Here is a 14,830-nt window from a genome sequence, read left to right on the forward strand (position 1 = left end):
GGAGGAAATATAAATGAGTAACCTGAGTATGTTTTTTGCACAAAACGTAGTAGCCGCCATTGAGGAGAGCGTAGTGGTATCTGATCGTTTTAAGGACAAAGATGGCAAGCCTGTGCCTTGGACTATCCGTAGCATCACGGAGGAAGAAAACGAAGCCTGTAGGAAAGCAGCCACCCGGAAAGTAAAGGTTAACAAAGTGGTGGGCATCCCGGAAACTAACTTTGAGGAATACCAGGCAAGGCTTGCAGTTGCAAGCGTTGTTTATCCAGATCTTAAGGACGCGGAGTTGCAAAAATCGTACGGTATTCTTGGGGCTGAAAAGCTGCTTGCCAAAATGCTTCTCCCCGGTGAGTATGCAACATTGCAAGAAAGCGTACAGCGAATTAACGGCTTTGACAGGGATATCAACGAGCTGAAGGATGACGTAAAAAACTAATCGAGGAGGGCGACGGTGAGGCTAACTATGCTTATTACGCCCTCCATGAACTCCATATCTTGCCACACGTTTTTTCGGACATGACCCGTCACCAAAAAGCCGCTGTTTATGCCATGATCGACATTCGGATCGACAAGGAAAAGAAGGCGACCAAGAAAGCCGGATCAAAATAGGATAGACCAAAATGTGCCTTTTTGTTAGAATGGGTGGTAATTATCACCTTTTCTTAGGAGGGTACATTTTGGGGGTTCTATTATTTTTTTTGATACTTATAGCTATGGCAATATCAACAATGGGTTTTATTGCAAACGAACAATTTGTCTGGGCTGTAGTTGTTGACATCGCTTTAATTTTGTTCGGTTTCTTCATTCTTGAAAAAAGATCCCGAAAAACTTTGAAACGTGACTACTTAGATGCTGATGTGCTTGATTATGTGCAGGTACAGCACATTGAAGGCTTGACAATTCCACAAAACATCCCTTGCATTGTGGCTCGGCATCAAGACAAAATCGTAATCAAGTCGATGTACCCAAAGGCAAAAGCGACGTTCGAAATCTTAAACGATCAAATCAAAGCAGTAGAGCTTAAAAACGAGCAAGAATTTATTGAATTGGACAGAAGCGTGGTTGGAAGAGCAATAGTTGGAACTTTACTTGTCCCAGGATTGGGTACAATCGTCGGCGGTTTGTCGGGATTGAAAACGAGGAAAAAGAAGCCTAACCGCAGTTTATATCTAATAATCAATTATCTTAATAAAGATGGCATCATGCAGGGAATCACATTCCAGAACGACTTTAGTATTCTCGGCATGAATAATTTTGTAAATAAAACCAATCAGATGTTCCATTCCAACACTGCAGGAACAGCAATACGATTGTAATTTTAGGGCACTCCTTTGGGAGTGCTTTTTATTTTGTATAGAAAGGAGGAATCTACGTGGCCACGGTGTCAACAAGTCTCGAACTGTACGATCGCTTTTCGCAACAGCTTCAGCGGGCTTCCCAGGTTGCCCAATCTACAGCAATGGCAATGGAAAGGCTGAAAGCAGTCGCCCAGGCACAAATTAGGCTCAATATTGATATGTCCGGAGCAATGAGCCATCTTGAGCAGATACGGCAACGTATTAGCCGAATGGGCACAGGAAGCGCAATATCAATAGTTATCAATGCGCAGGATGTCATAAATAAGGTTGCTCAGATCCGACAGAGGATACACCGCGAACTAACATCGACCGCAGTTCGCATTTTACTGGATGAGTCAAGAGCGATACAGCAGGCAAGGCAGATAGGAAATCGTATTAGGGCGCAAATTGGAACAATAACTGCTCAGGTGCAGGTAAGTCTACCTGCGGCACTTGAAAGCATGCTAAGCAATATCAGGCGGTTGGTATTACAGTTATTGTTAGCGATCCGATCCATGAGCCGGATACTGCCTATTAACGGAGCGCAGCAGTTGCAAGATGCTCTCCGCCGGATCGCGGAGCTTGAAAGAAAAATTATTGATCTCCAAAACCAACTAAATTCTCGCGTTCAGGCTACGGGCACAAGTGCTGGTGGATTTCTCGGCCAGTTAAAGGGCATCTTGGCCACATACCTATCAATCGTGAGTGCGCAGAAGCTTCTTAACGCCACAATCGGCGGGGCAATGGAACAGCAAAAAATGCGTGACATGCTTATTGCACGGACAGGGGACGCCCAAATTGGGACGGCTATGTTCGATAAATTTAAAAAAGATGCGCTAAAAGCTGGCATGGACGTTAAAGACTCTTTGCAGGCCACGCTTTCATTTTTCTCGACGACTCAAAATACCAAGCAGCTCGAAAAGCTGAACAATCTGACACAGAGGCTTAATGCGTTCGACTCGGCCGGTAACGGCCTTGAAGGCGCGGCATTTGCGCTTAAAGAGGCTATGTCCGGCGACATCGTTTCTCTTGCCGAGCGATTTAATATGTCGAAATCGGATATTCGCCGCTTTAAGATCGACGACCTAGGAAAAAAGGGAGACGTCGACGGATTTATCAAAGCTTTTGACAAGTTGCTCGAAAAACAAAAGATGGGACAGAAGGCATTTGAAACGATGCTGGCCAGTCCTGCAAAACAGGCGGAAATTCTCGGGAATAACATCAAATCGGCTTTTGCGGATGCAGGTGATAGCGCGCTTAAATCTTTGCTTCCGATGATTCTTCAAATAAACGCGGCATTTCAATCTGGTCAATTCTCCTCATTCTTCAACGGACTGAGTACGGGCCTTGCTTGGGTCATGGAAAAGGCGTTGCAGCTATTTAATGCGATCGGGCAGATCCATACTTATATATCGTCAAATTGGTCAACGATCGAACCGATCATATACGGGATAGCAGCAGCCTTTGGGGCGTGGCTAGCAACAACAATTATGCAGTCTATGTACATGGGGGCATTGGCCTTTGCGACTGGTACAAGCACGGCGGCTATCTTTGCACAAACGTTGGCTGTTGAAGGGTTGGCTATGGCATGGAGAACACTAAATGCAGCTCAAAAGGCTAACGTCATCATGCTCATTATATCAATTGTCGTTGGGCTTATCGTATGGCTCTACGAGCTTTGGAAAACCAATGACGCGTTCGTCGAAGGTTTTATGAGAGCTTGGTATGGATTGCTTAATTTTTTCGACCAGATACCGGTTTTCTTTGTGGTTGTTAGCAATGGGATTGTTAACGCCTTTATGGCCGCCAAAACAGCCACATTGAAAATTATGGAGGACATGGTAAACGGGACAATTGATAGAATTAACAAAATGATCAACAAACTGAATGCTACCTTAGGGGTAGGTATAGATACGATAACTCGCGTAGAATTTACGACCGAAGCTGCTTTGGAACAAGCTGCAGTAAAAAAAGCAGGCGATGAAATTGCTGCATCACTAAGAGCAAGTGCAGCACAGAAGGCATCAGAGCGGGAAGCGAACTTGCAAAGCATGCTTAAGTCTCGCGCAGACAATCGGGCCTTAGAAGACGCTGCAAACAAAGCGAAGAACGCGAAAATGCCGAGTGCCGGCGACTTTGATTTTACCGCTTGGAACAAGGCGGCCGACGCCGCAAGAGCTGCAGACAAAATGCCGGATGAGATCAAGAAGGTCAAGAAGGTCGGCAAGATCGAGGACAAGGTGGATATCTCCAGTGAGGACCTGAAGGTAATGAGGGATCTCGCCGAGATGAAGAGTATCCAAAACTTTGTCACGTTAACGCCGACGGTTAATGTGTCCACCGGTGACATCAATACTAGCGATGACATTAATACCATCGTCGATCGGATTACGCAGCACCTCAATGAAGAGGTCGCCGCGTCGGCAAAAGGAGTGTATACCTAATGGCTGATTACGGCGTATACCTGAGCTACAACAACCAAGAGGAGGGCTTCCGGCTGCCGATCAATTCGGAATCCATTGAAGCGACAAGCGGCGTCGAAGGCAAGACGTACAGCCTTGTAAAAGGCGGGGAGATTAGCGTGCCGAAGGATGCGAAGTTGACGGAATACACGTTCAGCAGCACATTCCCCGCCCAGCGATATCCCTTTTGCGTGGATACGGTTTTGCTGGAACCTCAGCGGTACATTGACCTTATCGAGAAGTGGATGGGTACCCGGCATCCGATCCGCTTTGTCTTTGTAGGCTCAACGTTCGATATTAATATCCCGGCAACGATCAGCAATTTCACGTATCGGGAAGTAGCCGGTTCGCCCGGGGACATTGAATTCGATATGACGTTAACGAAGTACGTCTTTTACGCCGCACGCCGCGTCATCGTGCAGACCAAAGCGGGCGGGGAAAAGGTAGCGGCAGCCGAAAAACCCAAACGAGCCAGCGAAAAGCAGACGCCAAAAACGTACAAGCTCAAACCGGGGGATTCTTTGTGGAAGATCGCCAAAAACGTGCTGGGCGACGAGCGGCGGGCCAAGGAGATCCAGAAGCTCAACGGCTTCACGGATGCCCAGGTAAAAAAGCTTAAGAACGGCACGACAATTAAACTTCCATAGGAGAGGGCCCATGTTCGAATTATTATTGGATAACAAGAACGGGTATGTCTGGGACATGTCCGAGCTTGTTCATTCTATATCCTGGAAGACAAGCCGGATCGGCCGGGCATCGAGCCTTGAATTTAGTTTCATTAAAGGAGCGCTCTACCAGAATACCGGCTTTACTTACAACAACGGCGATATCATCCGCTTTCGAAAGGATGGCCGGAACGTCTTTTACGGCTATGTTTTCACGATCGAGGATGGCCGCGACGAGTCGGTCAAGATAACCGCCTATGACCAGCTCCGATATCTCATGTCCAACGACACATACGTGTTTTCCAACACGACGGCGACAAAGGTCATTCAGCAAATCACAAAGGACTACGAGCTTAAGACCGGCGCCCTTGCCGATACTGGTTACACGATCCCCTCAATGGTGGAGGACAGTAAAAAGGTGTTCGATATCGTCTGTAAAGCGCTTGATTTGACGCTTATCGCGACCAAGCGTAATTACGTCTTGTATGATGACTTCGGTTCGCTGACGCTCCGGAACATCAATGATATGCGCGTCGATATCGCCATCGGGGATGACAGCTTGATGTACGACTATGAGCATAAGCGGACCATCGACCAGGAGACGGCGAACCAGGTCAAGTTAGTGCAGGACAACAAGAAAACGAAAAAACGGGACGTGTACATCGCCCGGGACTCGGCTAATATCAAGCGCTGGGGGAAACTCCAGCATTATGACAAAGTGGACGAGAAGATGAACAGCGCTCAAATCAATGAAGTGTTGAACAATCTCCTGGCAAACATGAACCGGGAGCTGCAGACGTTAAAGGTGACAGCGCTCGGAGACCTGCGGATTCGCGCCGGTTGCTTTGTGCCGATCGTCATAGAGGAACAGAAGATTAGTCAGTATTTCCTGGTCGATGAATGTACGCACAATTTTGACGGTGCCGAACACACCATGACAATCGAATTGAAGGTGATTTAATGAGCCTTTTAAAAGCAATTAAAACTATCAGCGTAGGAGTCGCGGAAGCGGGAGACCCGGTAGCCGTCCTATTTGCAACGGTAACCCAGACAAGTCCGATCAAGGTAAACGTGGATCAGCGTTTAACCCTTGGGTCGGATTTTTTGATTATGCTGGACCATGTGAGGGATCTGCAGCAGGGCGACGCCGTTGTGCTTTTGCGGGTACAGAGTGGCCAGAGTTTCATCGTACTCGGAAAGGCGGCTGACGCATGAGTACCCTTCCGGATTCTTCCCTGCCACCATCGTTCGGTTCTCCTGAGTCGCAGCCGAGCCGAACCTTCCGCGTGGACTTTGCAAGCAAGCGAATCACCGGAATGATAGACGGCTTGGAAGCGATCAAGCAGACCGTTTTCAATATCCTCAGTACGGAGAGGTATGAGTATTTGATTCATAGCTTTGATTACGGCAGCGAGCTTGCGGGATTGTCCGGCGCGGATCCGCTCATGCTGCAATCTGAGCTAAAACGTCGGGTGACCGAAGCGCTGACCCAGGACGACCGGATAACTGGCGTGTCTGATTTCCAGTTTGATTTTAACGATGATGTGGCGCTTATCAGCTTCCGGGTATACACAATCTACGGCGCCCTGGACGCGCAGAAAGAGGTGAGAAACCTTGTATGAGGATAAAACATTTGACGCGATCCTGGCGGGGATGCTGGCCCGTGTGCCCGACGATATGGACAAGCGCGATGGCAGCATAATTTATATGGCCTTGGCTCCTGCGGCGGTTGAGTTGGCTCAAGCTTATGCCGCATTGGACCAGGAGCGCTCGTTGGGGTACGCAGACACCAGCTCCGGCGAGTACCTTGAACGACGGACCGCGGAGTATGGAATAACAAGAGAGCGGATGACGAAGGCTCGGAAAAAGGGGGCCTTTTACGCAAACGGGGACGTCCCGTTAGATATCCCGATCGGCAGCCGTTATACGGCTCAAACTACTAATTTTGTAGCGATCGAGCGGCTACAGGCTGGCCAGTTCGTTCTTGAGGCCGAGACGCCCGGGAGCGCCGCCAACGGAGTATACGGTGCCTTAATCCCCATCGACTACATACCGGATCTTGCCCGCGCGGAGCTGGTGGGGGAGATCGTACCAGGAGAAGATGATGAAACGGACGATGCCTTACGGAATCGTTACCTTGAGGCCATTAACGAACAACCTTTTGGCGGTAACGTCGCGGATTATAGGGTGAAGCTCGGCCGTCTACCCGGTGTCGGTGGGGTTAAGGTGTTCCCGGCATGGCGCGGTGGCGGAACGGTCAGATGCGTCTTGATTACGAGTGATTACGGTAAACCGTCAGGTGATTTGGTCAACGAAGTTCAGACGGCTGCAGATCCTCTCCCAAACAGCGGGGAGGGACTGGGTTTTGCGCCGATCGGACACAGGGTTACGGTAGCTGGTGCGAACGATGTGAAACTTGACGTTGAGACCACGATTACCCTAGCGAATAATACGACAATAAGCCAGGTGAAGCCGGAGATCGAGGAGGTCATCGAGACTTATTTGCTTTTGCTCCGTCAGACTTGGAAAGACGAAGACTATCTAATTGTCAGGGTCAGCCAGGTCGAGGCCCGCATACTTAACGTGCCCGGGGTAACGGATATTGCCAATACGAAACTTAACGGGGTTGCCGGTAACGTGGAACTGCAGGCGGAAGAGATTCCATTCAAAGGGGCGGTGACGCTCCGTGTCTGAGCTGCTTAAATACCTGCCCGAGCATTACCGGGATATCGAAGAATTTAAAGCCATCGCGGCAGCAGAGGAGCCTGAAATTGATAAATTGATTCAAGCCGTAGGGCAGGCCCTCGATGACAAGTTTGTTATGACAGCTTCCGAGTATTCCCTGAAAAGATGGGAGGCCATGTTAAGGATCCGGCCCGACCCAGGCGTTGAGACATTGGACTTTCGACGCATACGGATCATCAACCGGCTATCGACCAAACCGCCGTTTACCGAGCGTTACCTGCAGCAAAGGCTAGATTACCTTCTGGGGCCGGGCAAAGCTGTTGTCAGTGTGGACATCCAAGGGTTTGTCTTGAAGGTTACGGCCAAGCTGACCGATGCGCCGCTTTTCAAGGAAATGGAGTACACGATCCGGAATGTTAAACCCGCCAATCTCGTCTATCTCCAGGAGACATCGCTGGGTGAGACACTGCTGATTGAGGAACAGATTTTTAAAACGCCTCTATCAAGGTTGACCCGCCTATCTACGACATGGAAGCTCGGGAATACGGCATTTGCAAAACGAGGACAGGAGGCGCGTATTAAATGATTAACCCCAATTTTTTAAATAGCGTCGCCCAGTACGCCGACAGCAAGGTTAAGGCCGTTGTTTTAAATGGGACCTACTCCATTACGCAGTTCAAAGTAAAAGCGGTATCCGGTGGAATACTGACGCTCGAATATCTCGTCCCGTTTGGGGCGGTGGATGCGATCACGAGTATCGAGCTGTGGGACGGACAGGGCAACAAGATATCGACCAACGCCGTCTATGTGCCGATCGCGTCGGACACGATCATGCGACAAACCATAACGATTAAGGAGGGGTGATTTTGACATATCAAGCAAAAACGGATTGGCAGATGGATGACACCGTGACCGAGAATGATTTCAACCGAATTGAGCGGGGAATCGGTGACGCCCATACTGCCATCGAAGCGGTTAACGGGCAAGTCAGCAGCTCGCCCGCCGTCGCCAACCTGGACTTATCCAAGCCCGTCCAGGTCATCCAGTCGGCCAAGCGGTCCCGGCTCAAAATCGACCAGATCAAGGGCCGGACGCTCACAAACCTACTCGGGATGCTTGGCGGTGACAGCCTGCCTAGCGCGCTTACCAGTTACAACGCGACGGTAAGCACCGATACGGTTAGTTACACGTCCGGCACGCGGTCTACGCTCGTAACGGCGACGGGAACAACAGCCGTGGGGCATTTTGCATCTACGGATCAGCTTCCTATTTTGCCAAGCCGTCAATACGTTTTTATTGGTGACGTCCAGACAACAAAAGGTGTCGCCGGATACCGTTTTATTTTTAGGGACGCGACTGGAAACGTGGTGGACGATTTAGGTACAGGAGGTACGCCTCCGGGAAATTGGACCACTACGGGGTTACTTATTACCACAAAAGCAACGGCAGCCACCCTCGAACTGCGTGTGCAGGTTTATAAAATCGACGGGTCAATCAACTACGTCCCATCGGGCGAGGCAGCTCGGTTTGACAGCGCTCGACTCTATCAGGTCAACGCAGCAGACTACGACAGCCTCAAAACTTACGATTACGCTGACTGGAATCGCCGTTTCCCGTTTGTCCTGAGCAGCACGTCCACCAACGGCATTCATATTACGAGATACGGCGAGAATCTGGCACCGAGCTTTCGGGAGTGGACGTTTATCAACGTCGGTACGATTACTGACAGCTACACGCATGTCGTTACGGCAAACGGCACGGATCAGAACAGCCAGACCAATATCAAGGCGGTACCCGGAACGACATACACGTTTGCAGTCACACGGACCAATGGCGGTAAAATCGGCTTTGATTTTAGAGACGCGCAAAACGTTGGAATTGGCGGGACCGGGCTAGTAGATGCGGCATCCGTCACTCTCAAAGCTCCTCCCAACACTGTGTCCGTAAATATCGTAACGAGCGTTCCGGCCTCCGTACCGTCGGGCGTGCAGGTCGAGTTTAAAAATCCGACCTTTAACATCGGCGCGACGGCGCTGCCGTTTAAGCCCCGCGTGTATGATTACCTGTACTTTCCGGACGTCACCCTGGCGTCAAGCATCGCGGGTGACGTCGCGGATGAGATATATGAGCAAAACGGCAAATACTATAAGTTAAATGTTTATCGCCAGCTTACCGTCGATGGCAGCCTAAACTGGATATACAACTTCGCTGTACCTGGTGTAAAAAGGGTTTGGACCGAGTCTATACCTGGCTATGACTCAAATTGGTACGCAGCCTTCCAGCGGGGCGACGGCAAGATTCTACTCCCCGGGTACCATGTGGATGGTCCCGACCGATTTACGTTTGAAGAAGGTATAAAATTATTTATAACCATTGCAAACAAGGATAGCGGATGGGGCGATAATTACACGCCGACGGCCGACGAAATCAAGGCGTACTTTCACGGCTGGCGCATGTACTGGTGGAACCCGACTACCAAACTGCCGGAGACCTATAATAATCAAGGACCCAAAAGTTGGGAACCGATTATGAACACGGAGACGGGAGCCGAAACGTCCGTGCTGCCTACGTCCCGTTGGAAGGGGCATACGCCATACACCCTCTCCTACCGCCTTACGCAGCCTTTCACGACCGAGATTACTCCCGAGGGAGCTATCACACTAAATGAAGGCCCTAACCAGATTGAGACGGGCGTCGGTATGATCGTGCGGGAGCGTATGACGACAGGCGTCAGCGGCACATATGTGACAAGTAATGACTTGGGTAATGGTACATCTTTTAAGGTTCGGGTAAAAAAGGTGCAGGCAATCTATCGCAACAGACGCCAGGATACTCAATGGTTTTTCAATAACCTATCTTCGAGTGGCCTTGAAAAGCCTGTCATTGATCGGCTGTCTTATAACCCAGATGCCGTCTATGAGGCTACATATACAGCCCTGGACCCCATATCAACGCCTATCGCCAGCATCACAGCCAGCACCGACACTAACCTTAAAACGGTTGTAGACACGCTGGCAGACGCAAGCGCTGACGTCGAAACGCGGGTCAGTATCTTGGAACGTTTAACACCCAGTAGTTCACAGCCGCAATGGATACGGCCAACGCTTTTAAATGGCTGGCTACCTGTGTTTGATCCGGGATATCGAAAAAACAGTTTAGGGCGAATCGAACTGAAAGGTAGTATAAAGAACGGTATAGTCGCAAATGAAACAGTACTTTTTTATTTGCCGGACGGGTACAGGCCGAGACTCCCCCTAGATTTAACATTAAAATCCGATAACGGCACCACGGTATTGTTTGGGACGCTAAACATTGCACCAACAGGTGCGGTACGGATTGTCCATAATAACGGTAACGTAGTTCTGTACCTGGATGGGTTGAGCTTTACCATTGATTAAGGAGGTGCCACATGAAAGAAGCAGTCATAACGGACACGCTAGGCGTGTTTCGCGAAACGACGCTTGTCACTGACGACGTGGCAGGCGTCTTTCCTATTTACGGACATCCGGAGCTGCCGCAGGTAGAAGGCGAAGAAGACGCGCCGCAAGGGTCGGAGGTAGACAGCGAGGAAGCGACGCCGGAACCGGTTCTAACGGGCTATCAAATCGCGATGCCGGTGACGCCAGGCTTGTATGTGCCTAAATGGGATTTTGAGGCCGAGGCGTGGGTCGAAGCCCTTACACCGGAAGAAATCGAAGAACTCAAAAAACCGCAGCAGCCAGTTTCTGTTTACGAACGCGTGAGTCAGCTCGAAGCAGAGAATGCCAGCTTAAAGGCATCGGCGGCCCGACAGAACGAAGACTTTCAGAACTACATGGAATTCTCTATGCAGGAACAGGCCGCTCTCAAAGAGCAGCAGGCCCGGATGAACGCAGACTTCCAGGAGCTTATCGAATCTATTGCCACATAGGGAGGGCTTATTATGGCTATACTCAGCTTTTTACGTAACACGTATTGCCGGAGCATTTACGTCTACGGAACCGACCGATTTACGACGCGTGACGGATGCAAGGGGATCCGGGAAGAGTACCGGGAACCAGTCAAAGAATATTTTGCGGAAACCTACGATGCAAAATACCTTAATGAAGCTTTGCAAAACGGTTGGATTAATCAGTCTGAATATGACGAGACAAAAGCACTAATGACGCCGCCGACCGAGCCAGAAAAACCGACCGAAGAAAATCCGCCAGCGCCGTCCCAAACTGACACCGAAGCAGACGAGAAAGGGTAATGAATAGTATGGGAGAGGAGGAAAAGCAGATGACTCCAGATGGTCTGGATTTAACCGTTCAGCTCGATAGGTTGAACAGGGAAAGTCTTCAAAATAGGGCGGATATCGAAAAGTTGAAGGAGTTCCAGAATGTTGCTCTCACTGACATTAAGCTATTGCAGAGCGGACAGCAGCACACGGACGGGCTTATCAGTCAATTGCTTTCGAGGTTTAATGACTTTGAGGCTAAAATCTTCGAACAGTTCCGGCAGATGACAAAGGACAACTACAATCTTTTGCAGAATGTCACCACGTCAGGACATAAAGAGCGGACGACGGCACAGCAGGCATGGATCGGATTTGCCAAGTATGTAATTGCCGGTACAATTGCGGCTGTGATTACGTTCCTGTTCACAAAAATATAGGTTTCACATGAGGCTTTCCGGACACAACGCCGGGGGGCCTTTATTATTTTTCGGGAGGGTTTTCGGATGAAAAGAATACTTTTTGTAATTGATCCCGGTCACGGCGATACTGATCCGGGGGCACTTGGAAATGGGTTAGTCGAAAAGAAGCTCACTCTTAAGATTGCACAGCGGATCGGAGCATATTTGGGGGATCGGGCCGAAGTTATATACACTCGGACAACGGACAAGTTTGTAAGTCTGTCAGACCGGGCAACTTTTGCAAACAAGTTGGGCGCGGATTATTTTATTTCGGTCCATATCAACGCGGGCGGGGGAACGGGTTTCGAGTCTTTCGTGTATACGACGATTACAGCAGGCTCAAAAACTGAAAGTCTGCGAACCACGATCCATAGCAAGGTTGCACCGGTATTTACTCGTCGGGGACTTCCCGACCGTGGCAAGAAGTCCAAGGACCTTGCCGTTTTGCGTCAAACCAGTATGCCATCGGTTCTCTTGGAGTATGGTTTTATTGACAGGGATGTGGATGCAGAGCTGCTGAAGGACGACAAATTTTTGGACGAGCTGGCCCGCGCGACGGCGGACGGATTGGCGGAAGCCTTCGGGCTGCCCGCGGTGCCGGAACCGGCTGCAGACTTGGATAGAGTGCTGGCGAAGCTGCACGCGGCCGGTGTGATCGACTCGCCGGATTATTGGGCGGCCAATGCACGTGACGGCAGTACGGCCAAGGGCGAGTATGTCGCAAAGCTACTGAAAAATATGGCCGAGAGGCTTTAATCCAAGGAGGATCATAACTATGTCCCAACAAATTACCGAGATTCTGACGCAGGTCGTTCTGGCCGCTTTAACAGCCCTTACAGGCATCCTTGTTATAGTCATATATGCGCTTAAGGACCGCGCTATTAAATGGCTTCAAACGCATACCACGACGGCCCAGCAAGGTATTATTGCACAAATAGCCCGTGAAGCTTTTGCCTTCGCGGAATCACAGGACGCATATATTAAGGGCAAGGATAAACTTAGTGCAGCTATCGACTACGCGGCCAAAGAGCTGCAGCGGCGGGGGATTAATGCGGACCGTCAAAAGCTGCTTGCGACGATTGAGGCCGCCTGGATGCAGTATAATAAACCACGTAATATTGTGGCTCCGGCTATTACTGTGAATTCCAGCGATGGAGATGTCAATGATGCCGTCGAAAAAATTGCACGAGCATTAGAATCCGAGCTTTCGAAGAGTCTGTGAATATCCTGTGCATAAAGCACACACCCCCGAGCCTAATGGCCGGGGGTTTTTTTTATTTTTTTCGTGGAACGAACCGAAAGATTGAATATTTCTCCGGTTCACTGGTTTTCCTTATATATTCTTCTGCTTCAAATTCGGTCAGACATTCGGCTATTACTCGATTTGACCGAATAATAATGTATGGCAAGTGACACACCTCTATCTTAATTATTCGTTCCATCCCAGCAACAATAAGAGCGGGATACCAAACGCGTAACATAGCAGGCCCAAGGCGATTATATGGCCGCCGAGTTCGCCTTCATCAAATCTCTTTTTCATTTTTTTAACCGCCCTTACAAATTTACAGTAATTGTAAGGTAATCTTGTCTTATACGTCAAGTTGCGCACCGACGGGGGAGCAGGTTTCCTGCTACCGCCGTTTACCTATTCATCTTCCCATTCATATAAATCATCCATGTTGCAATTTAAAGTGTTTGCGGCCATCTTCATTTTTATGACAGATAACCGTCTTTCACCAGCGATTACTTTGCTTATGAATGATTCAGAAAGCTTAATCCGTCGGGCTAATTCCACTTGTGTCATGTCAGCTTCCTTCAAGAGTATTGGTAAACGGCTCCTCCCAATACGGAGCGCCAAAAGTTTTTACCTCCCCACTGCTTATGTCTGACTCAAATTATAGGCGCGCAGCGGGGAAGGTGTAAAGATACCGGCCATTATGTCATTTACACCGAAGCACTTTAACCAAAGCCGCGACCGAAAGGGAGTTTTTTTCTGTCTTGAAATCAAACGTATGTTCGCATTATAATAGGTTCAAACAAATGTTGGAAGGTCGTGAGAACATTGCTGTCTGATCAAGAACGCAAAGTCCTACGAATATTATTCAACTTTTCCCGAAATAATGGAAGGATGCCTGAGACCCAGGAACTTGTGAGCAAATCTGGGAGGACTCCTACAGGTATTCAAGAGGCTTTATCCAGCTTAAGAAAAAAGGGGTACATCATGGGTAAAAAATTATCGGAAGTAGTTATTATTGAGGCTTGGGAGAAAGTAGAGGAGAAACAGGAAAAAAAGAGAGATCATTATCTCGGAATGTGGCAGATATAAACGGGCTGCTATATATAGAAGGAACATGGAGAAGGTGAGATCTTACTTTTAACTCAGAGTTAAAAATAACGGCAGTGGGAGGGCGTTAGACGCCGCCACTTGCCGTTATTCATTCCATTCATGAAGATCTTCCATAGAACACTCAAGAATCTGAGAGGCTTTTCCAGCAATCTCGTAAGAAAAAAAACGCTTGCCTGATATTACTTGCGATATGAATGAAGGCGAAACGGAAAGGAATCTGGCAAGGTCAATAGGTTTCAATCTCTTCCTCTTTAATAACTCCGGCAAGCGGCTTCTCCCGGGTTTATGGAGAGCCATAAAACACCTCATCAGTTGCTTTCGTGAGGATTATACATTAAAGAGGTATCTTAGTAAACAAATGCTTGTCCTACATCGCGGGGGTGCAACTATGATTAAGAGTAAAAAGAACACATGCACAAAGTTTAGAATCTCTCTAAGGTCAGTCAGAATAACTCTAGGTTACACCAGGAAAGATATCGCCGATCTGCTCGGCCTGTCTGTAAGACAGTTTGCTACATATGAACGTGATGCGAGCGACATGCCTGTCCAAGTGGCGTATAAGCTGCTGGGCATATACAGAGCTCCATTTGACCTTATACATTTTGGATCAGAAACCGAACTCCGAAGAAAGATAAATTAGTCTTGATAATTTGTTTCTTAAAATACAAAAGGCGATCC

Annotated in this window: 17 protein-coding genes; 16 read left to right on the forward strand and 1 reads right to left on the reverse strand. The window is 48.9% G+C overall.

The genetic code is table 11. The features are described 5' to 3' along the window. Positions 1 to 13 precede the first annotated feature (13 nt). The 16 genes from KVT34_RS28430 (at position 14) to KVT34_RS28505 (ending at position 13,027) form a co-directional block, all read left to right on the forward strand. Positions 14 to 436, forward strand: a complete 423-nt coding sequence (locus KVT34_RS28430) for a phage tail assembly chaperone (protein ID WP_217563070.1) — start codon at positions 14 to 16, stop codon at positions 434 to 436. A gap of 241 nt (positions 437 to 677) precedes the next feature. Continuing rightward, positions 678 to 1,316, forward strand: coding sequence for a hypothetical protein (locus KVT34_RS28435; RefSeq protein ID WP_217563071.1), 639 nt, complete (start codon positions 678 to 680; stop codon positions 1,314 to 1,316). A 56-nt stretch (positions 1,317 to 1,372) separates the two neighbouring features. After that, positions 1,373 to 3,781, forward strand: a complete 2,409-nt coding sequence (locus KVT34_RS28440; RefSeq protein WP_217563072.1) for a hypothetical protein — start codon at positions 1,373 to 1,375, stop codon at positions 3,779 to 3,781. Further along, positions 3,781 to 4,446 (forward strand): LysM peptidoglycan-binding domain-containing protein, encoded by a 666-nt coding sequence (locus KVT34_RS28445; protein WP_217563073.1) that lies wholly within the window; start codon positions 3,781 to 3,783, stop codon positions 4,444 to 4,446. The genes KVT34_RS28440 and KVT34_RS28445 overlap by 1 nt, the downstream gene beginning before the upstream one ends. Positions 4,447 to 4,456: 10 nt before the next feature. After that, the gene (locus KVT34_RS28450) at positions 4,457 to 5,425 is read left to right on the forward strand and encodes an XkdQ/YqbQ family protein (protein ID WP_217563074.1); all 969 of its coding nucleotides are present in this window, start codon (positions 4,457 to 4,459) and stop codon (positions 5,423 to 5,425) included. Further along, positions 5,425 to 5,679 carry a DUF2577 domain-containing protein gene (locus tag KVT34_RS28455; RefSeq protein ID WP_217563075.1) on the forward strand — a complete coding sequence of 85 codons (255 nt, stop codon included), beginning with the start codon at positions 5,425 to 5,427 and terminating at the stop codon, positions 5,677 to 5,679. The genes KVT34_RS28450 and KVT34_RS28455 overlap by 1 nt, the downstream gene beginning before the upstream one ends. Then, entirely contained in the window at positions 5,676 to 6,086 is a 411-nt protein-coding gene (locus KVT34_RS28460; protein ID WP_217563076.1) for a DUF2634 domain-containing protein, read from the forward strand. The genes KVT34_RS28455 and KVT34_RS28460 overlap by 4 nt, the downstream gene beginning before the upstream one ends. A gap of 85 nt (positions 6,087 to 6,171) precedes the next feature. Then, a complete protein-coding gene (locus KVT34_RS28465) occupies positions 6,172 to 7,158 on the forward strand; it encodes a baseplate J/gp47 family protein (protein WP_309244143.1) in 987 nt (328 codons plus the stop codon). Further along, positions 7,151 to 7,735 (forward strand): putative phage tail protein, encoded by a 585-nt coding sequence (locus tag KVT34_RS28470; RefSeq protein WP_217563078.1) that lies wholly within the window; start codon positions 7,151 to 7,153, stop codon positions 7,733 to 7,735. The genes KVT34_RS28465 and KVT34_RS28470 overlap by 8 nt, the downstream gene beginning before the upstream one ends. Continuing rightward, positions 7,732 to 8,013, forward strand: coding sequence for a ketopantoate hydroxymethyltransferase (locus KVT34_RS28475; RefSeq protein ID WP_217563079.1), 282 nt, complete (start codon positions 7,732 to 7,734; stop codon positions 8,011 to 8,013). The genes KVT34_RS28470 and KVT34_RS28475 overlap by 4 nt, the downstream gene beginning before the upstream one ends. A gap of 2 nt (positions 8,014 to 8,015) precedes the next feature. After that, positions 8,016 to 10,547: a hypothetical protein gene (locus KVT34_RS28480; RefSeq protein WP_217563080.1), complete on the forward strand. Its 2,532-nt coding sequence runs from the start codon at positions 8,016 to 8,018 to the stop codon at positions 10,545 to 10,547. A gap of 11 nt (positions 10,548 to 10,558) precedes the next feature. Further along, complete coding sequence (locus KVT34_RS28485; RefSeq protein WP_217563081.1) at positions 10,559 to 11,059, forward strand: hypothetical protein; 501 nt, start codon at positions 10,559 to 10,561, stop codon at positions 11,057 to 11,059. Positions 11,060 to 11,071: 12 nt separating this feature from the next. After that, on the forward strand, positions 11,072 to 11,380 hold the full coding sequence (locus tag KVT34_RS28490; RefSeq protein ID WP_217563082.1) for a hypothetical protein: 309 nt from the start codon (positions 11,072 to 11,074) through the stop codon (positions 11,378 to 11,380). Between the two features lie 29 nt (positions 11,381 to 11,409). After that, positions 11,410 to 11,784 (forward strand): hypothetical protein, encoded by a 375-nt coding sequence (locus tag KVT34_RS28495; protein ID WP_217563083.1) that lies wholly within the window; start codon positions 11,410 to 11,412, stop codon positions 11,782 to 11,784. Between the two features lie 66 nt (positions 11,785 to 11,850). Then, a complete protein-coding gene (locus KVT34_RS28500) occupies positions 11,851 to 12,561 on the forward strand; it encodes an N-acetylmuramoyl-L-alanine amidase family protein (RefSeq protein ID WP_254635214.1) in 711 nt (236 codons plus the stop codon). A gap of 19 nt (positions 12,562 to 12,580) precedes the next feature. Then, on the forward strand, positions 12,581 to 13,027 hold the full coding sequence (locus KVT34_RS28505; protein ID WP_217563084.1) for a phage holin: 447 nt from the start codon (positions 12,581 to 12,583) through the stop codon (positions 13,025 to 13,027). 423 nt (positions 13,028 to 13,450) lie between these two features. Here the strand turns inward: KVT34_RS28505 and KVT34_RS28510 are convergent, their stop codons facing one another. Continuing rightward, positions 13,451 to 13,663, reverse strand: a complete 213-nt coding sequence (locus KVT34_RS28510; RefSeq protein WP_217563085.1) for a helix-turn-helix transcriptional regulator — start codon at positions 13,661 to 13,663, stop codon at positions 13,451 to 13,453. Between the last annotated feature and the right edge of the window lie 1,167 nt (positions 13,664 to 14,830).

This window comes from Paenibacillus sp. GbtcB18, from assembly GCF_019091125.1.
Taxonomy (GTDB): Bacteria; Bacillota; Bacilli; order Paenibacillales; family NBRC-103111; genus Paenibacillus_F; species Paenibacillus_F chitinolyticus.

Bases quoted from the DNA above. Each gene is read 5' to 3' on its own strand.
- KVT34_RS28430 (WP_217563070.1), top strand. From the start codon at position 14: ATGAGTAACCTGAGTATGTTTTTTGCACAAAACGTAGTAGCCGCCATT.
- KVT34_RS28445 (WP_217563073.1), top strand. From the start codon at position 3,781: ATGGCTGATTACGGCGTATACCTGAGCTACAACAACCAAGAGGAGGGC.
- KVT34_RS28450 (WP_217563074.1), top strand. From the start codon at position 4,457: ATGTTCGAATTATTATTGGATAACAAGAACGGGTATGTCTGGGACATG.
- KVT34_RS28455 (WP_217563075.1), top strand. From the start codon at position 5,425: ATGAGCCTTTTAAAAGCAATTAAAACTATCAGCGTAGGAGTCGCGGAA.
- KVT34_RS28460 (WP_217563076.1), top strand. From the start codon at position 5,676: ATGAGTACCCTTCCGGATTCTTCCCTGCCACCATCGTTCGGTTCTCCT.
- KVT34_RS28465 (WP_309244143.1), top strand. From the start codon at position 6,172: ATGGCCTTGGCTCCTGCGGCGGTTGAGTTGGCTCAAGCTTATGCCGCA.
- KVT34_RS28475 (WP_217563079.1), top strand. From the start codon at position 7,732: ATGATTAACCCCAATTTTTTAAATAGCGTCGCCCAGTACGCCGACAGC.
- KVT34_RS28485 (WP_217563081.1), top strand. From the start codon at position 10,559: ATGAAAGAAGCAGTCATAACGGACACGCTAGGCGTGTTTCGCGAAACG.
- KVT34_RS28490 (WP_217563082.1), top strand. From the start codon at position 11,072: ATGGCTATACTCAGCTTTTTACGTAACACGTATTGCCGGAGCATTTAC.
- KVT34_RS28495 (WP_217563083.1), top strand. From the start codon at position 11,410: ATGACTCCAGATGGTCTGGATTTAACCGTTCAGCTCGATAGGTTGAAC.
- KVT34_RS28500 (WP_254635214.1), top strand. From the start codon at position 11,851: ATGAAAAGAATACTTTTTGTAATTGATCCCGGTCACGGCGATACTGAT.
- KVT34_RS28505 (WP_217563084.1), top strand. From the start codon at position 12,581: ATGTCCCAACAAATTACCGAGATTCTGACGCAGGTCGTTCTGGCCGCT.